This window comes from Bacillus cereus group sp. N14 (genome assembly GCF_016483555.1).
Taxonomy (GTDB): Bacteria; Bacillota; Bacilli; order Bacillales; family Bacillaceae_G; genus Bacillus_A; species Bacillus_A wiedmannii.
The window spans coordinates 141,057-163,405 of record NZ_JAEHBQ010000013.1; the positions used below are offsets into that span (position 1 = coordinate 141,057).

The window sequence follows — 22,349 nt, forward strand, 5'->3', positions numbered from 1 at the left end:
ATTACAAACCATTTTCATATTCACACATTTTGATTTTGTAATTTAATCACTAATTTTTTAAATCTATTGAATTTCTCTCCGATACATATTAGTTATATTGTTGATTGGAAATAAACTTTATTTCCAATCAACACCTCTTTCGTCTTTTGCCTCATTACTTGTAACAAAATTATTACCCTATAAGAATATTATAATTAAAAATAAGCATAAAAAAGATTCCTTTTATACAAAGGAATCTAGTGCTTCAGCTTTTTTTATAAACAGTTCGACTTTATTTCAAATTTACTTCTGTCTCTCTACTTCTAATTTGTTACCTTTACTATCTACCATTCTTAAAGAACCTGCTCTCAAGAACTCAACAGTATAATCTACTACCGCATTCATTTGTCTAGCATCTATCTTCTTACCGTCCTTAACAAACTCAGTAGGAATCAAAGTTACTTTATTACTGTCTTTATTGTATAACCATGTTCCTGTCATATGGTTGTCTTCATAAGAAGAGTTACCAGTGTCATCATAAGCCGTGAATGACTTATCTTGTCTAAAGTCTAAACCCTTACGAAACTCAGAACCTTTGTAACTACCCCAAGAACCGATTAACTCGTTACCGTCTGCGGATATTTGTACGTTACCATTATCAGAAGTAGTTGACGACTTAGAGTCGGTCTTTGTATCTACATCGAAACCTAAGGCTTTTGCTTCCTTCTCATTATGGGATTCAATAGGGTCGAATCCTTTATGCCAGTACTTGTTACCCTCATTAATCAAGTCCATTGACTTTTTAGACTTTTCTCTATCTTCGTCTGTTACTTTTCCTTTACCCTTCATAATTTCTACTTGAAGTGCATAGGCTTCACTATAACAGTCTACTGCTTTTAAAATCTCTTTATGAGCGTCTTCAAACTCTTTTGGTGGGTCTATCTTCTTAAACTTAGCGATAATCTTTTGCAACTCAGACTCTTCTTTTAGAATTTCTTTCTTTAAGTCAGTTTCCTTTTTAGTTTTATCCATAGCTATCTCAGTTATTACTGTAATTTTCTGCACTAACTCAGAAGATAAACCAGTCATTCGAGTTGGATACTTCTCTTTTGACAGCTTTTCTTTCGTTTCTGATTTAGATTCTACTTTTTCTTTTGGCTTTGCGTCTGTTTTATCGGTACCACAACCTGCCAATAGCATGAACGGTATCGCAAACGTTACTAGTTTCTTTGCTTTCACTATGCCCCATCCCCTTAGAAAAAAATTGTAATTAATTAACATATTGTACCATATCATAATTTGTATAAATAAGATATAAAGTTATCCCATCATTAATTAAAATCTAGACTCTACATAAAATAAGCACTTGAACATTAAATAGCTGTTCGAGTGCTTTATTTCTTCCCTATTTTTCATGTAATTTTAAAAGAACCTCCAATTAAAGTTATGTCAATTACAATAAGTGAAAAGAAAAATATATATTCAATCATACTTCCTGTTCTTGTATATATCGGAAATCTTATTTTCATTTTCAAAGGATAAAGCAATTGAATCCCACTTGGAGTAAGGGCATCTAACACTAAATGACTTAATACTCCAATAAACATTCCTATATATATTATGGGGTACTGGGGAACTAGGTACTTAAGAAATGCCGTTATACCAAACAAAAAGATTAGACTATGTGTTATTGTTCGGTGACCAAAAGTTTTATTGTTACCCCAAGATAATAAAGGTATTTTTCTTCCTAAAGTAGATCCTTGATGACAAATATCTGGTATTAATGCTCCAATTATTGATGTAGCCGTTAATAAATATGGGTCATCCCCAATTCCCGCATAATTATGTGCAATTAAAGCGAAAGCTGCTCCTGCTGCTACATGAGTTGGGCCTCTCAATAATATCCTCCTTTCTATTATTCAAGTCTTATCTTAACAGTTGGCGAAAACATAATATCCTTTCACCCAGCGCTCTTTTAACCATCTCAGTTTATATTCCATGCTTGGTGTATAAGCTGCTGCAGAATCCATTAAGTTATACCTATCTAAAATTTCCAAACATCTATTAGGGTTCGTTAAAGTATTTAGAAATTCCAAGTCCTCGCTTTCGAGAGAATTCCATACAATGCCTTTAAAATTAATTGGCAGCAGTTCTAAAATCATATCTCTATCCAAACCCGATGTTTCCAGGAAATTTTGAAGATGAGAGAGGGATAAGTAACTCCAATTGGTACTTTGGTATTCTTCCCCTAAAAAAGTAAAACGTTCTAAACCATTACAATTTAATTCATAACTTTTTATTGCTTCTATTCCCCATTTCATCTTTTTCCCCCACAATTATTATTCTCAGAATTGGCTACTAAGTATGTTCACAAATTTCTACCAGTTACTTTAAACTACATAATGGACTTCTCTATTCCTTCTTTTCACATAATGAATATATAGATAACATGAACAAACCATATTTATTATCATTGTAGAAAAACTAAAAAACACATTAATTCCTAAAACATCACAGAATAATAAAGCAACCATGCTTAAAACATAAAAAAATAATAATCTATCAAAAATAGACAAATGTCATTTCTCCCTTTTCTTAAGATTAGTATTATGCAAATGTTGCTTTTTGTAATTTCTCCTTACTCTTTCCCAAAACAGAATTCCTAGATTAAACATTATTGCTATAACTATCATGAGAATCGCATACAAAACTAAATTCACTTTTCTACAGATCCCCCCTTTAATTATAAATATAAAAACAACTCTTTATCTAACAGGTTACTATCTGTAACTTGTCCTTCACTTTAAATATATACAAATAATTCTACGAAACTAAGTAACCGTAAAACAATATTAACCTACTCTCAATACTTAAAAAGAACCACGCGTAAATTTCAAAGTTAAATCACATTTAATTATCTCGCTCTTTATTCTGCTTAGTAGCCCAATTATCTTTATGAAAAAAATTTTTAAGTTTATTTATGGATATTGCAGTCTGGGAAACTCGAAAATATTAATTTTTTCTGTAGAAGTCAATAGAATATTGTTGAGAAATATTTTTCTAGATACCTAAATATTAACAATTTTGATACAATAATGAGAAATCGCACAATATATAATAGGAGGGTTTTATATGGGAGCTGCAACAGTAACATTAAGTGAAATTTCAGAGCTTTTAAGTAAATGGCATGACTCTATTCGTGAACTAGATCATGAAAAATCAACTAATTTATTTGGAGAAATAAAAAATAAGATTGATAAAATTGAAGAAAATCAAAACGTACTTTTATATTACTCTTTATTAGAGTTTAGACATAATATGTTAAACAAAGATTATGAAGGCTCTAAAAAATCGCTTGAAAAAATTGAAGATTTTAATAAACCTAGTGAAGAACTTTTAAATTATTATTACAACTTCTTTAAGGCAATTCATAACACAGAAATTGGAGAATATAAAAAAGCTGGTGAGTATTTCGATAAGGCAAAACAATTAATCACAAATATCCCTGATGAGATTGAGAAAGCTGAATTCTATTATAAAGTGGCTGCTTTTTACTATCAGGTAAGACAACCATTAGAAGCAGTGAAGTATGCAAACCGTGCTTTAAAATTCTTCGAACCTGAAACAGGATATGAACTTAATATAGCAGCTTGTAATAATATCCTTGGATTAACATGTACATCACTTAAACAATATGAATATGCGGAAGAATATTTTATTAAGGCTTTAGATATCGTTACAAAAAAACACAACACCATGTTAGGCCTTAAAGTTAGACATAACTTAGGTTTTCTATATGCTGAGCAAGATCTTTCAGAAGCAGCTATACGAAACCTAACAACAGCTATCGATACTCCAGAAAAGAGTTATAAAGCAATTTTCCTTATTGCAAGAGAAAACTACAAACTCGGAAATACAGAAGAGTCATTAAAATTTATTGAAACTGGGTTAGAAGCATGCAATCGTATCAATAACACGGAATATAAACACCACTTCTCAATATTAAGCGCACTAAACTCGAAAGAATCTACAGAAAAGTCCGAAAATACAATCGCAGAAGGAATTGAGTACTTTGAACAAGAAGGTTTATTAGGGTTCGTTCATGACTACTCGAAACAATTGGCTTTAAAATTCTACTCATCTAACCAACAAGATAAAGCAAATCAATATTTCTTTAAGTCACACGAAGCCGAAGAAAAACTACGTAAAAAGGAGGCACTAAAATAATGAAGAAAGTAATTCAAGTTTTAGGTATCACTCTAGGATTAGTAGCCGTTTTCGGATTTAGCTTCACTTCAAACAACATTACTCAAAATGCTGAACATGGAGAAACATTTGCACCAAAAGTACAGGATAGCTCTATCCATTACGTAATGAGGGAACATGGAGAAACATTTTAATACTTAAAAGGAGCCATACCATCATATATGGCTCTTTTTTATTACATTAAGTTGGACTCATGTGTCCTTAAGTTCATATATTCAGCTGAATCCGTCAGACTTTTGCTAGCAGTTGATCTCCCACCTATCTTCTTTGCCTCGCCCAATTTTATACTGGGAGTTTCATTAATCAAAAATCGCAGGATTAACTATTATGTAGAAAGGGTGTAATTTATTCTATGTTGACTACACTTCCAATCATAATGACTACTAATGGCTAAAAATTAAAATGTTCATTTACTAGTATTAGTGAACGATGTGAGTTTCAGTATATTTCCTTCGACATGCAATTTCACGACCTTGTTAATAACTCAAGGGTCGGAACTGCTTCATGTCGTATTCAAAAAGATCAATCAGAAAACAAAATTGAAATTACTATTACCAGTTTAGATGCAAATCATATTGGAAATGGGGTTGGAACTGCTATGGTATACTCCATATACAGATGGACATATTTTAGCTATCCTGGTTATGAACTCCGCTTTAATGGAATGATTAGTACGGCCTTCGATGAAAAGTATCTAATAGGTTTTTATACTAAAGTTGGATTTATCGTAAAAAACGGTTTCTTTAATCTAAAAGTAGAAAGAAATGAATTTCATAAGTTCTGTACAAATACTGAAGGTAAAATAACTGAGATGTGTTTCACATTTCTAAGTAAACAAAATGAAAGCTATAACAAAAAAATAGATACTTATCTAAATATCCTCTCACATATCGAGAAGAAATATAATTCAATGTCATTAATTTCATTTATTAAACAACGCTATTTTAGACGTAAACAGGCCTATAATGAAAACACTTTCATGTAGATTTAAAATAAAGTTTAATGGAATTATTACAAGTAACCTTTATATAAAAAAGAATAACGCTAATATGCCAAAAGGGAGAAAAATGGTCAAATGGACTCCGTTCGCCGCATTAACATCTCAATTTGACGGTATACGTGAAATTGTTAAGGAGAAAAACAAAGTAACTCGGCCGACCTTAACAGATGAAGAAAAAGAACTGAACGAGAACATGTTGTTATGTTCTTTGTTATCTGAAGAAGAAATACTAATTACATATTATGAAGATGGTTATTTACTTTCTAGCTACATGACTGTTGTTGGTATCGACCAGCAAAATAGCGCTGTCATATGTACCGATGCTTTTTATAATAAAATGAAACTGCAATTTTCTAATATAATAGATGCAAAATAAAATATCTCTAATAAAAAAGCCGAATCTTTAAAGGAATCGACTTTTCTATTTTACGCTATACTGAAAATATGCAATTAAAGAATTCCAGCAGTTTTAAGGAATTCTTTTTCCTTTTCGTATGTATTACAAGTGTATGGAATTTCGAATAAAGATATATTTTGTTTATTCGCATAGGCACGTTTTAATTCGTCATTCTTTACTTGAGAATCATATTGTGAAACACCACCGAACTCGGCTACAGGCTTATAATGCTGTTCACCTTGACACTCAATAAGATATTTAATGCTATTATCTGAACCAAGAACAGCAAAATCATAACGCAATAAATTCTTCTGCCCTACACCATATAAGTCTTGAAACTCAACTTCGACTCTATATGCAACATTATTTTCTCTCAGTATTTTTATAGTTCGCCATTGAAATGATGAAATCTTATGACAGCCACAATAAGCATTACAATAATATCCATCTTTCGCTCTAGATCCGTATCCATCATTTTTTATCTCAAAATCTGCTGACTTAAATTGATATTCATTACCACATAAATAACAACGACATCTATATAACTTATATACTTTACACTTACCACCTTCCTTTCCTCTTCTTCCTTTATGAAATATAATAGGTTTCCCTTCATAATTTTCATCAATACATTCTAATACCTCTAATGATTCGTGTGTGGTATATAAATAATCAATATCATAACTTTCATCTTTTACTCTAGGATATGAAGCTATCTTTTTTCTCTCACGTTCCTGCTTTACCGCACAACTCTCCCCGCAATCTCTATAACTTTTTCTTAATAACATATTCTCAACTAAATAATGTACTTTTCCGCATTTACACTTACATTGATATTTCTTGTAAGACTTCCAATCTTGTATGGTTCTATCATAAGCATCTACAGATTCAAAATTATTCCCAGTAATTCTTTCCCCATTTATAAACTTTTGCTTTTCTTGTTCTAAATCCGCAATTTTCTTTTTAGCAACTTCTTCTTGATATACTTCAAAACCACCGATTATAGTAAAACATCCATGTTTCGTTCCAATAGGCAATACACTGTCCATGTATTTCAAGCCCCCCATTTATAATATAGACACTAACAATTTATCGAATACTTATGCATTATTATATAACATCCATTTATCATCTTTCCTTTCTCTTAGGAAAGAGCAAACCCATAGCTTCTACCGTTAAAATCCATTCTCCACGTTGTTTCCCTTCAGGCTTATAGTATTTAATTTTCCCACCCTTAATTAATTCATCTACTAATTTACTATCTTTACCTCTCTTCAGTTTCATCCGTAGCGCTTCTTGTGTAATCCCCCAACGATCGCATGCTTCTCTTGGTGTCATAATTTCCTCTAACATGAATAACATCATAGCCGCTCCTCTCATTACTTATAAGTAACATATATTTAAAGTATACATTACTTATAAGTAACAAAATATGTGATATGAACCATAAGTTTGCCGGAACGGCAAGCTTATGGTTCTTTTTGTTTGTGGCAAACTTATACTTCTAATATGCACACAACAAAAAAGATAGCTCAATAGACCATCATTAGTAGGTTACATAATTCTCGTTATTGGAAGTTCTACGGATTATTCTTCGTCTACAGGTTTTGGAATTGGATGGGTATATCATATATATAATCCCAAATGTAAATCCCTTTATAGTTTTCTGAATATTATGGGAGGATGTAAATACTGTGAACACAGTATATTTAGTGTTTAATTGACCTTATAATAAAAAAAGCGCGCTAAATTGAATTGAAAGGTGCAAAAACATGATTACAAATCAACAATTAGTAATAAATAATTTAGAAGAAAAATTAAAAGTATTTACTCATACAGTTAGTGGAGAACTTATAAAAGAAGAAGATTTCGTCATAGCAAATACAGGAATTCCTACTGATACATTCAATGTAGTAGTGCCGAAATCTCCAAGTATCAAAAATGCAGCTAAGATTAGACATGGAATTAATAATTTTTCTCATGAAAAATATCCCTTTAGTATTTGGATTGATGCTCAGTATTTAACCGAGGATTGGACAAAACTTATGCAAGAATATGATCTAAAAGAAGCGGAACGTAATGTAATGATGAAACTTGAAAATACTCTTAATGTTGGTCAAAGAAATTCCCATCAGCTTATGATTACTAATGTGAAAGATAATGAAGAACTTTTAAAATATATAGAGGTATTCATGAGCTTATTTGAAGGTACACCAGAAAAAGATGCATTAAAAAGTTATTTTAATAAGTTTTCACAAATGAAATTAGGTTCAGAAGTTCAAATGTTTATTGGATGCATAGATGAAATGCCTGTAACTACTGGTTTATTAATAGAAAGCAAAGATAGTTATGGTATTTATGATGTGATGACAAAAGAGCCATTTAGAGGTAAAGGAATTGGCAGTGAAATGTTTAAATTTCTTCTAACTCAAACAAAGGATAAACAAAAAGCAGTTGTATTACAGGCTTCAGATGATGGGAAAAATATCTATAAGCGATTTGGGTTTATAGATGTGGGAGAAATGGTTGTATTTGAATAAGGGGTTTTCTTATTAAGCTAAAAGTGTGTTTTGATCAATCTTTGTTCAAAACACGCTTTTTCTTTTTGTTTGTTTATCAATATTATTTGTCTTAATAATTCCTTATTGTACAAATTTGCGTTATGTTGGTGAGATCGCAAACATAACATGTGGACTGCATATTATATTCATGTAAGGTTAACATAACGTCCTATTATCAGAAGTTCTCCTCACCAACAATCCCCGGCTTATTAACATGCTGCGAAGCATCCTCTTCACCTATATATTCAGTTTCTTATTTATCCCGTTATATCAGTGGCTATAAGCTATCAGTTTCTTTATTTCCTATACTCCATATGTATAAAATTCCGCATAAACTAACGGCAAACTTATGGGTTAATTATTAACTCACGGTAAAGTTATGCTTCCATTTTCTTTAGATAATTAGTTGAATATCTTCTAAAATAAGCAATGTTCGGCAAGTTTATTCTTCCAACTTGTAAAAAGACAATAAAGCTATTTAATTTTAAAACCTAAAACAAGCATAACCCCGTTCTAAATTTAGGATGGGGCTAAAATATAGTTGTTTAATTTTCGATATAAGATACTTCACTTTACTCAAAAATATAACAATAAAGTCGTTTGAAAATCTAAGGTTTATTCAACAATAGCGCCCGATTGTTGAAGATCGTTTTTCTTATTGAACTAACGCATCTGTTCGTTAAGTGTAACTTTTCACAATTACTTGATATTATATAGGTGAATAGAAAGATAAATTAAAATTTAGTTTAGTAGTTGTAAAAGTAGGTTATTTATATTATTCTATTATAATTTTTCAAAAAGGAGAGTTTATGAAAAAGATTATTGTTTTTGTATTAACGATATTTATATTAATCTCAGGATTCGCAACACAAAGTTATGCGTTGTCTGATTCGAAATCTGCGGCAATACAAGCGTTGCTAGATGATGCCTCTCGTATATCAGGTGTGCCGGGAATGTCAATCTCAATACTTGCTGATGATGAAGTGTTCTACTTTTCTTCAGGGTATGCTGACCGTGAAAAGGGGTTGTCTGCAAGTGAAAATACACTCTATGAGTTAGCCTCGGTCAGTAAAGCTTTTACCGGTATGGGTATTATGCTATTGGAAGAGCAAGGGCTGCTCTCAATGACTGACCCTGTCCAAAAATATTTACCTTGGTTTACGTTAAAGTATCAAGGGAAACCTGTTGATATGCAAAGCCTTACACTAAATAACTTTCTTCACCATACCAGTGGTCTAACAAATATTAGGCATACTCAAAGTATTCCACAAGGCAATACACCGGATATGTTGCAAAAGACTGTGGAAATGCTCGTAGATGCTGAATTGGCGTTCCCTCCCGGTGAACAGTATAACTATGGAACCGTTAATTATGACGTATTGGGTTTGGTTATTGAGATTGTGTCGCGACAAAGCTATGAAGACTTTATGAGGGAACAGGTATTTCAGCCGTTAGGTCTTCACCAGACGTATGTTTATAAAGAAGATGCTCAAGCCACTGGACAGTTGGCACAGGGCTACCGTTCTTCCTTTTTTATGACAACTCCATTTAAAGCTCCGGATTATGCTGGGAATAAGCCCGCAGGCTACATCATTTCTAATACAAAAGATATGGCGCGTTGGATGGGCATACAGATGGGTATTGTGCAGGACATACCCGAAATATTTCACACGGTTATCGAAAAATCACATAGGGGTGATATGTCTGTTTCGGCTGTCAACGATATGTATTATGCGGCAGGCTGGTCGGTAAACGCCGACCAAACGATTATAGAACACACTGGGGGCAATCCAAATTTCAGAACCGAAGTAGTCATACTGCTAAATGAACGAACAGCCGTCTGCTTGCTGAGCAACGGCGCAAATACCAATATAAACCTGGTACTAAAAGTTAAAGATATACTAGACGGCAATCTAACTCAGTCATATGAAATAAGCGGCACACAGCTTTTGGATATCATTTTGTCGTCTATCACTATTATTCTTTTCCTATTGGCCGTTCTCCTATTTCTCTTAGGATTACGCAGAAGGAAAACGAATGAGCGGCAGCCAATGACAAAAAAGAGAATAATCGTAACAGTTATTTTCCTGATCGCTACGATTGCCCTGGGTATACTGTGCTGTGCTTTCGATTGGTCAACGATACTTATTTGGCAAACATATAGTGTTCTTACAGCTTTGATTTCGTCAGCATTATTAACAGCAAGCATTACATGGTTTGTATACACTCACCGATAAAATACCTCGCTCCCAAGATAAACATAATGTTAAGTAATTAAATTTCAATTTATCGGTATGCTTAATTTGAAAAACATAAGACACTTCGGTGTCTTTTTTAATATCATCGACAATTTTCCCAGTCAAACCTAATTACTATCGCTTCCACTAACCTGCTCCGTTTGTGGAATAAGGATTTTTAAACAACTAATATTATTTTTCAAATGACTTTATTGTAAATTAAACAACAATATTATTTTTGCACAAGCGTCGTTAGATAACATTTCTTAAAAGACTGTTATTCAACAATCTGGCCCAATTGTTGAATAAACCTTAGATTTTTAAACAACTTTATTATGTTTTAAACGACTTTATTGTAAATTAAACAACTTTATTATCTCTGTACACAACTGCGGCAAACTTATGAGTAAAGTGACAAAATAGAATAAAATCATAAAAAAAGAACATGTAGTGATTTTCACATGTTCTTTTTTATGATTTTATTAGGTTTATTGCACTTATTTTTTCTCCTTAAAATCACTAACAGAAGTATACATTCTTCAATTTAATTTTTCCAGTTACTAATCATTTTTGTTTTTATAGGTTTAAAGTCTTTTCGACTTTTTACATCAAACAATAACTTATAATGATTATACTTATCTTCCCCTGTTTTAAGGCAACATTTTTTATATTTTTCACCTGAATTGCATATACAAAGATCATCTCTATTTAAATCCCTATATCCTTCTATTAACTCTTCGCTGATAAGAAGCTCCCACTCTTCATAAGGACTTTTCCAATACTCCACTAGAGTTTCAAGCATGTCATAACTATACTCTTTATCCTCCAAAAACACGACTGCATATTTATCAAACGGATTAGTAACTAAGCCTATCCCAATAAGTTTCATCTCACCAATAATCCGAGAACATAATTCACCATTATATATTTCTCCTACTTTATGGTCACAAGAATTTCTAAGTTTAATAACCTGATTACAAATTGAACATGTTGAGTTTTTGACAATTGTTTCTCTACTTAAGAAGTATTGGTACGGGAATAACTTTTGTAATTTCAAAATATTTTCTTCGATGAATTCAAGATTATATTTATCACCTGTATAATCTAAGTGCCTACGAAGGAAATGTAATTTATTATCTGCACAATCTAGTTTGCACCATGCTTTATAGTACTCTTTATCGGTCAAATGTTTATATGCAGTAATATAATCAGTTAGCACTTTATAAACTTGTTCTAAACACCAAATACTTTTCGCTTCCTCCTGGTTCCCCTTATTAACTGCAATCTTTTTTAAATTTGAAAGTTCTTCTAAAATATTCATTTTCAATTTTACACCTTTGAATTGCTGTAAATACGTAGATATTTCATGATATCCCAAAAGACTCACCTTCTACTTAATTATTAATTCTATTCGCAGCTTTAATTGTATCCTCAAATTTATCTGCATCCCCTTCGTAAGAAATGTTTTTGGACGTTTCTCCATCTACAACTGTAATATTTACTTTTATTTTCAAATCCGTTTTACTCTTTTGTAATTTCCCTTCAATATAATTTGAAATTAATTGTATAGCTACTGGGAAAATTACATTTTCAAGTACCATATTAGCTAAATAAATGAGATCAGCATGTAACTCAAGTTCTAGATAATTATCATCTGAAATACAAATATCACCGATTAATTCCCCATCATTATATTCCTTTATAAATTCAAAGAATTGCATTGTCTCTTCTGGAAAAACAGGATTTTGATTATCCCTAAACCCCTCATACGGCACTAATAATAAATTCGCTTTCTTTAAATCCTCTTCATACTCTTTTGGAAAATACGGCTTACCATATATACTTTCAAAATTTAATTCACTTTCGGTAATTACCAATTCATTCACCTTATTGATTTCATTCTTCATTTTTTCTACCCCTTTTTTAAAATTTAATTACTATTACGAATCAACTACTAGTTCTCAATTTTAAAGGTTGATACGTAAGAACTTTGACTTCTTTTAAATTATAATCCTAATATTCTTTCTAATCGTTATTGTTTATATATTATAACAATAATAAATTCTTTTTGTTGAATTTCGCACAAAACGCCATAACAAAAACTCTCCTAAAAGGTACACCTTTTGAAGTATCTTAAAATCCACTCGTTTCAATACTTCGAAAGGTCAAAAAACAAACTTTTGAAGTACTAAATAATTATTGACGCCTTTTGAAGTTTTTTGTTCAAATTTTATTAGAAACACTTTTGAAAAAATGGCTTTTTATTTTGAATACAAAAAAATGGATATATAAGGGTTAGTAGGAAATATCAAAATAAAAATCGATAACTCGAAGCAATGAAACAACATATCACGGACGAACAAGATGTTTTTATCGACAAACAAAGCAGAAGAGATTTTAATCGTAATCAATACCACCGCTTCCAAACTCATCAACTTTTTGAACAATACCAGTTACTTTCATAATATTATTCCCCCTATTGAACTTCGTTTAGAAGAGGAGGATTCCTAAGTAAAGAGTTCTATCGAACTCTAATTTATTAGGCTAACCCCGCAATCCTTGCGGTTAGAAGCCTTATCGCTTCATTCTTTAGATTAATACTTACGTTAATATCCCTATCATGATTTTTACAACAAGAAGGGCAATCCCATTTACGTAGTTTTAGATTTTTAACGTCTTTGTTTTGATACCCACAATATGAACATAATTGACTTGAAGCAAATGTTTTCGATACGACAATGACTTGTTTGCCGTACCATTTTGCTTTATATTCCAACATGGCTCGAAACTCTGACCAAGATACCTCATTAATTACTTTTGCTAACTTATGATTCTTTAACATATTCGATACTTGTAAATCTTCTATACCGATAACATCGTGGTTTTTGATGATTTCAGTTGAGATTTTGTCCAAGTAATCTTTTCTAGAATTCATTATATATTCATGAATTCTAGCTACCTTAATCCGTTGTTTATTCCAACGAGAAGAACCTTGTGTTCTTCTCGAAAGAACACGCTGTGCTTTTGCCAACTTCTCTTCTAACGATCGAAAAAATTTCGGATTTTTACAGATTGTTCCATCTGACAAAATGGCGAAATCTTTTATCCCTACATCCATTCCAATGTAAGAATATGTTTTCGGAAATTCTTGCACTTCTGTTTCAACTAACAATGACACAAAGTATCTACCAGAAGGGTTCCGTCTAACTGTAGCATTTAAAATACGGCCCTTTACTTCACGACTTTTGGCAAATCGAACAAGACCTAGTTTTGGCAATTTTATTTTGTTTCCTATAACGGCAATATTTTCATTTGTTTGTTTTGTGGTATAAGATTGTACGTTGTTCTTCTTAGATTTAAAGCAAGGGGCGCTGTTTTGTTTTTTGAAAAAGCGTGTATAAGCATCTGCAAGGTTGCGAACAGATGACTGAATCGCAATACTATCCACTTCTTTTAACCAAACAAACTCTTTCTTCATGGCAGGAATTTTTGCAGAGCATATACCATATGTCAAACCTTTCCCTGTCTCTTTGTACGCATTATTCCATAGAAATAAGAAATGATTGAATACAAAACGAGAACAACCAATTGTTTTACTGATTAAAATCGCTTGTGCTTTATTTGGATAGATACGAAATTTATATGCTTTATTAATCATCATTCGTTTCACCACCCTTTCAATAAATGTCTATAATAATAAAAACGTACATCCCATAGATGATGAAGTAATCCTGACAAATTATCCAGTAACACTTTATAAATGTCGAACGATTAAGATGGTCTTCTGCCATCCCTTGTCCGAACCCCATCTACTGGGAAATGCCCCTACACGTTCCCTTTGAAAGGGGCATTTGTGGCTAAAATGATAAACTACCAATCATTTATATTTTAACACCCTTTTATTATGGTTTAGATTGCTCCAATTGTTGTTTCATTTTCTTTTCATTTTCAGTAATAAGATTTATTAACTCCCTTTCTCTATCATTATAATAACTAGTCAGTGTTTCAAAGCGAAGTTTAATTAGCTTTTCAAGACTGAGCTTTTTATTATAATCAATAATTTCTTTCTCATTTAAGTAAGAAATATTATTCTTTAAGTTATAATGCTCTTTATTAATTACATCATTAATCTCCATATGAGCCTTTTTAATATTCATAAATAAATCTGCCCACTGCGTATTCAGACTGAAGTATTGATCAATCTTCCAATTTCCCCATTGTTTATATAGTTTTTCATACTCTTTATTAAGAGTTTGGTGTAATTCATCAGCACTACTTACTGTCGCGTAATTCCCTTTTCCTGCTTCTGCTGTATTCTTTAATTGCTGTTGTTCACTATTTTTCACATCAAATCCAATAATATTTACAACTGCATGAGTACTAGATTGGTTGAGATTTTTGGCAGCATTGACTGGATCTCCTCCACAAGTCTCTTCTCCATCACTCACAATATATACTACATTTAGGTTTTCCTCACCGGTATACTCTTTAAAATCATCATTTACAGACTCAATAGCGGATGCTAACGGCGTCCACCCCTTCGGACCAAAATTGGATAAAGCAGCATTAAATTGCTCCTTTTTATAAGGCTGTAATGGATACATTACCTCCGAAGATCCACAGGATAAACTTTTATCATTTTCATTATTACTTCCTTTATGTCCATAAACTCTTAACATTACATTTGCATTATTCGGAATCTTATCAAGATAGTTGTAAATAGCTTTCTTAGCTGCTTCCATTTTAACTTGACCATTAACTTTACCAGCCATACTACCGCTTGCATCAAGTAAAATCTCCACATTCAGGGATTTTTCTTTTGGCTTTATAGAATGTACATTGTCATTATTTTGTTCTTTAATCGCTAATTCAGGGATAATTCCCTCCAGTTTACTTACAGCTTCTTTATAAATTTGCGCTTGTAAATTTAGTAATTGTACGTATATTTGTTCTGCACTTAAATCCTTTGGTAATTTTATCAATTCCTGATTAAGTTCATTCATTTCTTCTGATGAGAGTGCCCTTTCCTTTGCGTATTTACCTGGTCCTTCTTGTGTCATTAACGGGGCATTTGTAGCAAATAACGATTCATATGTCTTGGTATCCTCTTTTTCAAGTTCTTTTTTGCTGCTTTCCTTTTCAACTACTTCACTTTTTAGTTCATTAGATTTAGAAGACGTAGTATCTGATTTTGAACACGCAGTAATAAATACACAGAACCCCAGTGTTATTCCAATTACATTAAATAATGCTTTCTCCACTTTAAAACCTCATTTCTTCCTGCAATGAAAACAGATTCAACGTTTTACAGTTGATTAAAAATTGAAATTTGAATGGTTCTTTCCTTCTTTTCCACCTTTTCTTTAATTTCAGGCTTGTTAAACTCTAACTTATTAGCTGCTATGTTATATGACAACACAGCACCGAAAAGATCCTCCCCTTTCTTAAATCCTTTAATCATGTTTGTTTTTCCATCTTTCAATATTTTTTTCACTTGTGCACTAGATATTTTCTTTCCTAATATCTTCTCCTTAATTTGAAAATCACAGCCTGTCGTACTATATGCTGTGCAGCCTTGAACTACCCCCACTTTCACTTTGTTTAGAAGTGGAGGGTTCCTAAGTAAAGAGTTCTATCGAACTCTAATTGATTAGGCTAACCCCGCAGTCCTTGCGGTTAGAAGCCTTATCGCTTCATTCTTTAGATTGATACTTGCGTTAATATCCCTATCATGGTGTGTACGACAAGAAGGACACTCCCATTTACGTAGGTTTAGATTTTTAACGTCTTTATTTTGATACCCACAACATGAACATAATTGGCTTGAAGCAAATGTTTTCGATACGACAATGACTTGTTTGCCATACCATTTTGCTTTATATTCCAACATGGCTCGAAACTGTGACCATGATACCTCACTAATTGCTTTTGCTAACTTATGATTCTTTAACATATTCGATACTTGCAAATCCTCTATACCAATAACATCGTGGTTTTTGATGATTTCAGTCGAGATTTTGTCCAAGTAATCTTTTCTAGCATTTGCCATGTATTCATGAATTCTAGCTACTTTTACTCGTTGTTTATTCCAGCGAGAAGATCCTTTCATTCTTCTAGAAAGAACACGCTGTGCTTTTGCCAACTTCTCTTCTAATAATCGAAAAAACTTCGGATTTTTATAGGTTGTTCCATCTGACAAAATGGCGAAATCTTTTAGTCCCACATCCATTCCAATGTAAGAATTTGTTTTCGGAAGTTCTTGCACTTCTGTTTCCACTAACAATGACACAAAGTATCTACCAGAAGGGTTCCGTCTAACCGTAGCATTTACAATACGTCCTTTTACTTCACGACTTTTGGCAAATCGAACAAGACCTAGTTTTGGCAATTTCATTTTGTTTCCTACAACGGCAATGTTTTCATTTGTTTGTTTTGTGGTGTAAGATTGTACGTTGTTCTTCTTAGATTTGAAACGCGGGGCACTGTTTTGTTTTTTGAAAAAGCGTGTATAAGCATCCGCAAGGTTGCGAACAGATGACTGAATCGCAATACTATCGACTTCTTTTAGCCAAACAAACTCTTTCTTCAAGGCAGGAAGTTTGACAGAGCATGTACCATATGTCAAACCTTTTCCTGTTTCTTTATATGCATGATCCCATAGAGATAGGAAGTGATTAAATACAAAACGGGAACAACCAATCGTTTTATTGATTAGTGTCGCTTGTGCTTTATTTGGATAGATACGAAATTTATATGCTTTATTGATCAACATTCATTTCACCCCCATTTCGATATAATTCTATTATATACCAAACGTACGTTCGTTTGGTAGTGAAGTAACAGTTTATGTATGTCGAACAATTAAGATGACTTTCTGCCATCCCTTGTCCGAAGCCAATTCATCTCCCACCTACTCACTTCACGTTCCTTGAGGAAGGAGTCTTCTTGGCTAAAATGATAAAATGAATCAAGTCCATTATCAGCAATCAATCCCTTAGAAGTGTAAATATCAGCTATCTGAGTTTGAGGTATGGCCTTCGCTTCAAAGTAGCCTCCTGGTAGAAATACACTTTGTTTTTCTGACGTCTTCAAAACTTTCCCTCTCTTTCATACTTTTGTACAAATAAAAATAGCCCTCCGGAAAAGAATTGCATGTACGATGTACAGCGTTCTTTTACCCGAAGGGCATAATCTTTAATAAACGAAAGAAAATTCAAAAATATATTACAAGTATTATATCATACTTTAATATACGGTTCACTTTACATTTTACTCATTTGCATATCTTTTCAAGGCACTTTCAAACGCTGAAATCCCCTTACTATTTACAAAACGGATAGGAGTGTTATAACGAGCTGCGGCTGGAATAATTAATTCATGATATATATGACTCAATAATTCTGTTAGATAAAAGACTACATTAGCTTTTTTAACTGCACTATCTATCTTACGATGCTGATCTTCTGCTACAAATATAATTTCTGCATTGTATTTTTCAACGCACTCTCTATAGTATCTTTCTTTATTCCCACCAATTACAGCCACTTTCTTGCCTGACAAATCATTCTTATGCACATCTCCTTCCGGCTCTTCTTCTTTCTGCAATTGAATGATTTCTTGAGCCATTTGTTCAATCGTTTTATTTAAATACTCTATTTCTTTTTTATGTTGTTCTGACTTGATTTCCTCCTCAGTTGCCAACTCAGTCATCAATTCATTTACTGACCTCTCTGTTTGTTTAACAACTCTTGATGCCTTAGCATCTGATGAGATTTTTTGTTTTTTCAAATATTCATTTTCCATTTTGTATTTATTTAACATTTTTTCTTGTTTATTAAGCTTTTTTTCATACTCGTTTAACTTATTTTGAAGTTTATTCCACTCCTCTTTAAATGAAATCTCTTCAGCCTTTTCTTGACTAGGATATCTCTCCTGATGAAATATTGCTAATTCTGCAAGAATGTTAATGTATCTGAATGGAGCAGCTTCTAAATACAAATCATGCATATCATCAGTTCCTTGAGTTTTTATATAAGCAGTGATGAAAATTGTGAAATGCATTCCGTACTTCTCAATTACTTCTTGTACATCTTTAATTTGCTTCTGTTGATTATCTGTTTGATCATACGATGCTTGTAATTGAGCTATCTCAATTTCACCAGCGACTTTTAAATTCTTTTGAAGTCTTTCTTTCATTTGTGGTTTACTATATTCTTTTAACAAGCGATCGATTTCCCCTCGTTTACCCTGTTTCTTTTCCTTCGCTGTTAAGAAAATTTTACAGTCATTGAAAAAACGTGTAACTATTTTCTTGTGTTTCGGTGAATCACTTTCTATTAAAGATATAATAATGTACAAATCAACAACATCAGGTAATGAAGCCGTAGATTCTAACCAATACTGAGTAACAGCATCTTTCACTTTTGTAAATAATTCATCAGATATCTTATCTTGACCTATAGAATCTCCTTCCTCAAAACACTCACTGTAATGTTTAAATAAATCTATTGATTCTTTTCCGTCGTTTTTTGTAATCGAAAATAATTCACCCATTTTTAATCCCCTCACAATAGAATTTTCTGATAACTCCTCTAAATAGTAATATGTGGAATTATGAGTATCAAATCGATTCATTAAGTTTTTAATCTTCCTTTTTACCAAACAAAAAATTATAATATTCTTATAATTTTTTACTTTTTGTTTTTTCTTCTTTAAATTAAAAGCAGCCCTTTGGGTTGAGTTAACACATGCAAATGTGAACAGTAACTCTACTCATTTGGCTGCTTTTTTGCGTTTAAAAGGATTGCCATTTAATAAAATTTGATATTCATGGGAGGAAAATTAATGAGTAATTATGTTGCACTATACCGTGCGTATAGACCAAATAGCTTTAATGATTTAGTGGGGCAAGATCATATTAAAATGACAATCATGAATGCGATTAAACTAGAAAAAGTAGCACATGCCTACCTTCTATCTGGACCACGGGGTACTGGAAAAACAACTGTTGCCAAAATAATTGGAAAAGGTGTTAACTGCTTAACTCCATTAAGTAATGGTGAACCTTGTCAAAAGTGTGCCAACTGTAGTGATATTAATAATAATAAATTCGCGGACATTCTAGAATTTGATGCTGCAAGTAATAATGGAGTAGAAGAAATACGGCAGATACGAGACCAGGTACATTTAGCACCGGTTACAGGAAAATATAAAGTGTACATTATCGATGAAGTGCATATGCTTTCAAACTCTGCATTTAATGCTCTATTAAAGACATTAGAAGAGCCACCAGCACATGTTATTTTCATACTGGCTACAACAGACCCACAAAAAGTTCCTAAAACTATCATTTCTAGATGCCAACAATTCGAATTTCGAAATATACCTCTTCAAGCAATGATTGACAGGTTAAAATTCATCTCCAATGATCAAGGAATTCAAATTACAGACGAAGCATTACATTTAATATCTCAATTAGCTGAAGGTGGTTTAAGAAATGCTCTTAGCATAATGGACCAAGTCATCGCATACGCAACAAATAATGTAACAATAGAGCATGTTGCAACTGTCGTTGGTAAAGTAGCTATTCAGGATATTGAAAAACTAATACATTATATAACTCAGAAAGATTTAACCAGCACTTTGGATTCTTTACAAACTATCCTAGAGAGAAAACAAGCGGATTTCTTTTTAAGCGATTTAATCGGTTACTACAGAGACCTCATGATATTCAATCTATCTCAAAAAACTGACATGTTTAAAGTGGCCACTTATAATAATGCCTTTATAAATCTTGCTGAGCGAATACCATTATCCAAGATTCCAAGTATTCTTGAAGAGCTTACTACGGTACAGTATAGAATAAAAAATTCTGTATATGCAGCAACACTAATTGAAATCGCATTAGTTAAGATACTTCAGCTGGAGCAGGAAATATCAACGAACCAACAGAATATCAAAAATATCGAAAATGAAGATTCCAGTGAGCTTAATCAAACGTTGTTACAAAGTTTACTTGATACCATCGCAGCATTCAATCAGCGTTTAGACGAATTAGAAAAACAAAAAGAAGAACCAACTTCTAATCAAAGACGCAGAAACATTCAAATTTATCGCGATCCTAAAGCTAAGGAAACTGCAAAAGATATTGTTTTACCTGAAATCACTTGGGAAACAAGCAAATTGTTAGAAACTTTCCTCCCTAACTGTATTGCTCATATAAAGAAAGATAATCCCCTTATTGCAAATAGTTTAGGAGAAATAGTTCATGCTACTGGATCAAAGCACCATATTATATTCGTAATGGAACATCCCCAACAAGTTGAAACTTTATATAATCCATTAAATGATTCCATAGTTACTAAAACCATTTCACAATTACTTAGACGTCAAATTAAAATGATTTACTTAGAAAAAAGTGAGTGGGAAGAGATAAATACTAATAAGGAAGTGTAGAAATGAATCGTATCAAAGTACCGTTTGGAAGAAAAAAGAAACCTAAACTCCCAGTTGAAGATATTTCCGCCTTATCTTCTATGGAATTTGATCATCTATTGTATGTACTTAACGAACTTGCAAATAGATATAAGTATTATAATACTACCCCATATGACATTAGAAAGTTTCTTCAATTAATTGCATTTCATCTAGCAAATAAATTAACAAAGCAGCATACATTCTCTAATATCGAATTAGGTATCCTAAACGTTATACTTGAAAACAGGCTCCTACCATTTGAGGAAAGTAATAAATTAGGTGATTTTGTATTATTAGAGAAAATTGATAAGCAAAATAATTCAAATGAATTTATTACCCAATTAATAGAAAATGACTTTCAATTAGTTGAGAACATTGCATATGTAAGGATAAATAACAACACTCAATGTAATTAAATACTTCATTATGGAAGAAAATGTTGGTTTGAAATAAAGTTTAATCAAAAAAACTCCACAAACCCATATTATATGGTAAATAAGAAGACTCCATTTTGAAAAAAGATTAATCAAAATGGAGTCTTTTGTTAGAAATCCGAATCTAGTTTTTATAAAAAAGATTAATCAAAACTCATAGACATATCTATTACAACAATTTACTTATACCTAACCTATTCTTCAAACCAAAACAGAACTTCAATAGGTGCTTTCAAAACCTTCGCAATATCATAAGTGAGTTTGAATGAAGGATTATATTTTCCATTTTCGAGATTGCCAATTGTTTCCCTTCGGACACCAACCTCATTGGCTAGATCTTCTTGAGACATACTTAGCTTTACCCTATATTCTTTCATTCGAGTTTTAAGTGGCATCTTGCATCCCTTTCTTTTCTCTACGTTCAAATATTTCTAAATTAATTACAAAAGTTCCTAATGGTATTACAACTGCAAGTACAACGCATAATCTGATTACATGTACATTTGCAAAAATAACGATACTTAAGATTAGTAAAACACCCATTACTAATGCCACGAAAAATGCCTTTGTGGCAGCAATGCGAACATGTAGAATAAAAAGTTCATCTGGTATAACTTTTGCATATAAAAAGAAGGGGAAGAAAGCGAAATAGTAATATGTAAATGATGTTTCACCTAAAAATGAATGAGGACCTAAAAGTCCTAGAAATCCTAGAAATCCAATAAACCCCAAGTAAGCCAGTTTGTTTTTCATGTGAATTCTCCTTTGCGATGTATTTCGCACTAATTGTTATAAATATATCACATCAACTTGGAAATAAAAAGGATTGAAAACGGTACGACTTTTTTATAAGCAGTTAATCTTTTTTCAAAACGGTTAAACTTTATTGCAAACCTACACAAAAATCAAAAAAGACCAACCCTGATATTATCCCCTTTAGGTAGACAGTGTGAAAAAGACCATGTATACACATGGATGTTACACTATTACTTGGAGGGG

At 32.2% G+C, this 22,349-nt stretch carries 22 protein-coding genes and 2 pseudogenes; 9 read left to right on the plus strand and 15 right to left on the minus strand.

Going from position 1 to position 22,349, the window contains the following annotated elements; translation table 11 throughout:
- Nucleotides 1-282: 282 nt before the first annotated feature.
- From JDS82_RS18975 to JDS82_RS18985, 3 genes are all read right to left on the minus strand, one after another.
- On the minus strand, nucleotides 283-1,218 hold the full coding sequence (locus JDS82_RS18975) for a DUF7018 domain-containing (lipo)protein (RefSeq protein ID WP_000644860.1): 936 nt from the start codon (nucleotides 1,216-1,218) through the stop codon (nucleotides 283-285).
- A gap of 173 nt (nucleotides 1,219-1,391) precedes the next feature.
- A complete protein-coding gene (locus JDS82_RS18980; protein WP_199713748.1) occupies nucleotides 1,392-1,877 on the minus strand; it encodes a metal-dependent hydrolase in 486 nt (161 codons plus the stop codon).
- A 33-nt stretch (nucleotides 1,878-1,910) separates the two neighbouring features.
- A complete protein-coding gene (locus tag JDS82_RS18985) occupies nucleotides 1,911-2,300 on the minus strand; it encodes a hypothetical protein (RefSeq protein WP_074651321.1) in 390 nt (129 codons plus the stop codon).
- 811 nt (nucleotides 2,301-3,111) lie between these two features.
- Here JDS82_RS18985 and JDS82_RS18990 point away from each other — a divergent pair.
- The 4 genes and pseudogenes from JDS82_RS18990 (at nucleotide 3,112) to JDS82_RS19000 (ending at nucleotide 5,621) form a co-directional block, all read left to right on the plus strand.
- A complete protein-coding gene (locus JDS82_RS18990) occupies nucleotides 3,112-4,206 on the plus strand; it encodes a Rap family tetratricopeptide repeat protein (protein ID WP_199713749.1) in 1,095 nt (364 codons plus the stop codon).
- Nucleotides 4,206-4,379, plus strand: coding sequence for a hypothetical protein (locus JDS82_RS18995; protein WP_000755959.1), 174 nt, complete (start codon nucleotides 4,206-4,208; stop codon nucleotides 4,377-4,379). The genes JDS82_RS18990 and JDS82_RS18995 overlap by 1 nt, the downstream gene beginning before the upstream one ends.
- A 218-nt stretch (nucleotides 4,380-4,597) precedes the next feature.
- Nucleotides 4,598-5,230, plus strand: a pseudogene (locus tag JDS82_RS29815) (GNAT family protein).
- An 82-nt stretch (nucleotides 5,231-5,312) separates the two neighbouring features.
- Nucleotides 5,313-5,621, plus strand: coding sequence for a YolD-like family protein (locus tag JDS82_RS19000; RefSeq protein ID WP_242474918.1), 309 nt, complete (start codon nucleotides 5,313-5,315; stop codon nucleotides 5,619-5,621).
- A gap of 74 nt (nucleotides 5,622-5,695) precedes the next feature.
- Here JDS82_RS19000 and JDS82_RS19005 read toward each other — a convergent pair whose 3' ends face one another.
- Nucleotides 5,696-6,691 carry a hypothetical protein gene (locus JDS82_RS19005; RefSeq protein WP_199713750.1) on the minus strand — a complete coding sequence of 332 codons (996 nt, stop codon included), beginning with the start codon at nucleotides 6,689-6,691 and terminating at the stop codon, nucleotides 5,696-5,698.
- A gap of 79 nt (nucleotides 6,692-6,770) precedes the next feature.
- Complete coding sequence (locus JDS82_RS19010; RefSeq protein WP_199713763.1) at nucleotides 6,771-7,004, minus strand: helix-turn-helix domain-containing protein; 234 nt, start codon at nucleotides 7,002-7,004, stop codon at nucleotides 6,771-6,773.
- 410 nt (nucleotides 7,005-7,414) lie between these two features.
- On the opposite strand from JDS82_RS19010, the gene JDS82_RS19015 reads away from it, so the two are divergent.
- Nucleotides 7,415-8,182: a GNAT family N-acetyltransferase gene (locus JDS82_RS19015; protein ID WP_199713751.1), complete on the plus strand. Its 768-nt coding sequence runs from the start codon at nucleotides 7,415-7,417 to the stop codon at nucleotides 8,180-8,182.
- A gap of 830 nt (nucleotides 8,183-9,012) precedes the next feature.
- Nucleotides 9,013-10,440 (plus strand): serine hydrolase domain-containing protein, encoded by a 1,428-nt coding sequence (locus JDS82_RS19020; RefSeq protein WP_199713752.1) that lies wholly within the window; start codon nucleotides 9,013-9,015, stop codon nucleotides 10,438-10,440.
- A 544-nt stretch (nucleotides 10,441-10,984) separates the two neighbouring features.
- Here JDS82_RS19020 and JDS82_RS19025 read toward each other — a convergent pair.
- Together JDS82_RS19025 and JDS82_RS19030 are read right to left on the minus strand one after the other, a co-directional pair.
- Nucleotides 10,985-11,818, minus strand: a complete 834-nt coding sequence (locus JDS82_RS19025) for a YecA family protein (RefSeq protein WP_199713753.1) — start codon at nucleotides 11,816-11,818, stop codon at nucleotides 10,985-10,987.
- Between the two features lie 16 nt (nucleotides 11,819-11,834).
- Nucleotides 11,835-12,347, minus strand: a complete 513-nt coding sequence (locus JDS82_RS19030; protein WP_199713754.1) for a hypothetical protein — start codon at nucleotides 12,345-12,347, stop codon at nucleotides 11,835-11,837.
- A 363-nt stretch (nucleotides 12,348-12,710) separates the two neighbouring features.
- On the opposite strand from JDS82_RS19030, the pseudogene JDS82_RS30200 reads away from it, so the two are divergent.
- Nucleotides 12,711-12,854 (plus strand): annotated as a pseudogene (locus JDS82_RS30200) (recombinase family protein); the annotation flags it as partial.
- Between the two features lie 125 nt (nucleotides 12,855-12,979).
- Here the strand turns inward: JDS82_RS30200 and tnpB (JDS82_RS19035) are convergent.
- From tnpB (JDS82_RS19035) to JDS82_RS19060, 6 genes are all read right to left on the minus strand, one after another.
- Entirely contained in the window at nucleotides 12,980-14,101 is a 1,122-nt protein-coding gene (tnpB, locus tag JDS82_RS19035; RefSeq protein ID WP_199713755.1) for an IS200/IS605 family element RNA-guided endonuclease TnpB, read from the minus strand.
- 241 nt (nucleotides 14,102-14,342) lie between these two features.
- A complete protein-coding gene (locus tag JDS82_RS19040; protein ID WP_199713756.1) occupies nucleotides 14,343-15,701 on the minus strand; it encodes a VWA domain-containing protein in 1,359 nt (452 codons plus the stop codon).
- Nucleotides 15,702-15,745: 44 nt separating this feature from the next.
- Nucleotides 15,746-16,030, minus strand: a complete 285-nt coding sequence (locus JDS82_RS19045; RefSeq protein WP_223266048.1) for a topoisomerase C-terminal repeat-containing protein — start codon at nucleotides 16,028-16,030, stop codon at nucleotides 15,746-15,748.
- A 60-nt stretch (nucleotides 16,031-16,090) separates the two neighbouring features.
- On the minus strand, nucleotides 16,091-17,212 hold the full coding sequence (gene tnpB / locus JDS82_RS19050; RefSeq protein WP_106075323.1) for an IS200/IS605 family element RNA-guided endonuclease TnpB: 1,122 nt from the start codon (nucleotides 17,210-17,212) through the stop codon (nucleotides 16,091-16,093).
- Between the two features lie 89 nt (nucleotides 17,213-17,301).
- Nucleotides 17,302-17,532: a hypothetical protein gene (locus JDS82_RS19055; RefSeq protein WP_223266047.1), complete on the minus strand. Its 231-nt coding sequence runs from the start codon at nucleotides 17,530-17,532 to the stop codon at nucleotides 17,302-17,304.
- Between the two features lie 177 nt (nucleotides 17,533-17,709).
- Nucleotides 17,710-18,993: a DUF2325 domain-containing protein gene (locus tag JDS82_RS19060; RefSeq protein WP_199713764.1), complete on the minus strand. Its 1,284-nt coding sequence runs from the start codon at nucleotides 18,991-18,993 to the stop codon at nucleotides 17,710-17,712.
- Nucleotides 18,994-19,284: 291 nt separating this feature from the next.
- Here JDS82_RS19060 and dnaX point away from each other — a divergent pair, with 291 nt between their 5' ends.
- Together dnaX and JDS82_RS19070 are read left to right on the plus strand one after the other, a co-directional pair.
- Entirely contained in the window at nucleotides 19,285-20,895 is a 1,611-nt protein-coding gene (dnaX, locus tag JDS82_RS19065; RefSeq protein ID WP_199713757.1) for a DNA polymerase III subunit gamma/tau, read from the plus strand.
- A 2-nt stretch (nucleotides 20,896-20,897) separates the two neighbouring features.
- Complete coding sequence (locus JDS82_RS19070) at nucleotides 20,898-21,332, plus strand: hypothetical protein (protein WP_001079848.1); 435 nt, start codon at nucleotides 20,898-20,900, stop codon at nucleotides 21,330-21,332.
- Between the two features lie 212 nt (nucleotides 21,333-21,544).
- Here JDS82_RS19070 and JDS82_RS19075 read toward each other — a convergent pair whose 3' ends face one another.
- Together JDS82_RS19075 and JDS82_RS19080 are read right to left on the minus strand one after the other, a co-directional pair.
- On the minus strand, nucleotides 21,545-21,745 hold the full coding sequence (locus JDS82_RS19075; protein ID WP_001128818.1) for a helix-turn-helix transcriptional regulator: 201 nt from the start codon (nucleotides 21,743-21,745) through the stop codon (nucleotides 21,545-21,547).
- On the minus strand, nucleotides 21,735-22,103 hold the full coding sequence (locus JDS82_RS19080; RefSeq protein WP_199713758.1) for a DUF3796 domain-containing protein: 369 nt from the start codon (nucleotides 22,101-22,103) through the stop codon (nucleotides 21,735-21,737). The genes JDS82_RS19075 and JDS82_RS19080 overlap by 11 nt, the downstream gene beginning before the upstream one ends.
- Between the last annotated feature and the right edge of the window lie 246 nt (nucleotides 22,104-22,349).

What these genes read in the sequence shown, in the direction of transcription:
- JDS82_RS19080 (WP_199713758.1), bottom strand. Translation starts at nt 22,103, where the DNA reads ATGAAAAACAAACTGGCTTACTTGGGGTTTATTGGATTTCTAGGATTT.
- JDS82_RS19015 (WP_199713751.1), top strand. Translation starts at nt 7,415, where the DNA reads ATGATTACAAATCAACAATTAGTAATAAATAATTTAGAAGAAAAATTA.
- JDS82_RS19000 (WP_242474918.1), top strand. Translation starts at nt 5,313, where the DNA reads ATGGTCAAATGGACTCCGTTCGCCGCATTAACATCTCAATTTGACGGT.
- JDS82_RS19020 (WP_199713752.1), top strand. Translation starts at nt 9,013, where the DNA reads ATGAAAAAGATTATTGTTTTTGTATTAACGATATTTATATTAATCTCA.
- JDS82_RS19075 (WP_001128818.1), bottom strand. Translation starts at nt 21,745, where the DNA reads ATGCCACTTAAAACTCGAATGAAAGAATATAGGGTAAAGCTAAGTATG.
- JDS82_RS18995 (WP_000755959.1), top strand. Translation starts at nt 4,206, where the DNA reads ATGAAGAAAGTAATTCAAGTTTTAGGTATCACTCTAGGATTAGTAGCC.
- tnpB (WP_106075323.1), bottom strand. Translation starts at nt 17,212, where the DNA reads ATGTTGATCAATAAAGCATATAAATTTCGTATCTATCCAAATAAAGCA.
- JDS82_RS18985 (WP_074651321.1), bottom strand. Translation starts at nt 2,300, where the DNA reads ATGAAATGGGGAATAGAAGCAATAAAAAGTTATGAATTAAATTGTAAT.
- tnpB (WP_199713755.1), bottom strand. Translation starts at nt 14,101, where the DNA reads ATGATGATTAATAAAGCATATAAATTTCGTATCTATCCAAATAAAGCA.
- JDS82_RS19070 (WP_001079848.1), top strand. Translation starts at nt 20,898, where the DNA reads ATGAATCGTATCAAAGTACCGTTTGGAAGAAAAAAGAAACCTAAACTC.
- JDS82_RS19060 (WP_199713764.1), bottom strand. Translation starts at nt 18,993, where the DNA reads ATGGGTGAATTATTTTCGATTACAAAAAACGACGGAAAAGAATCAATA.
- JDS82_RS18990 (WP_199713749.1), top strand. Translation starts at nt 3,112, where the DNA reads ATGGGAGCTGCAACAGTAACATTAAGTGAAATTTCAGAGCTTTTAAGT.
- dnaX (WP_199713757.1), top strand. Translation starts at nt 19,285, where the DNA reads ATGAGTAATTATGTTGCACTATACCGTGCGTATAGACCAAATAGCTTT.
- JDS82_RS19010 (WP_199713763.1), bottom strand. Translation starts at nt 7,004, where the DNA reads ATGTTATTCATGTTAGAGGAAATTATGACACCAAGAGAAGCATGCGAT.
- JDS82_RS19030 (WP_199713754.1), bottom strand. Translation starts at nt 12,347, where the DNA reads ATGAAGAATGAAATCAATAAGGTGAATGAATTGGTAATTACCGAAAGT.
- JDS82_RS19005 (WP_199713750.1), bottom strand. Translation starts at nt 6,691, where the DNA reads ATGGACAGTGTATTGCCTATTGGAACGAAACATGGATGTTTTACTATA.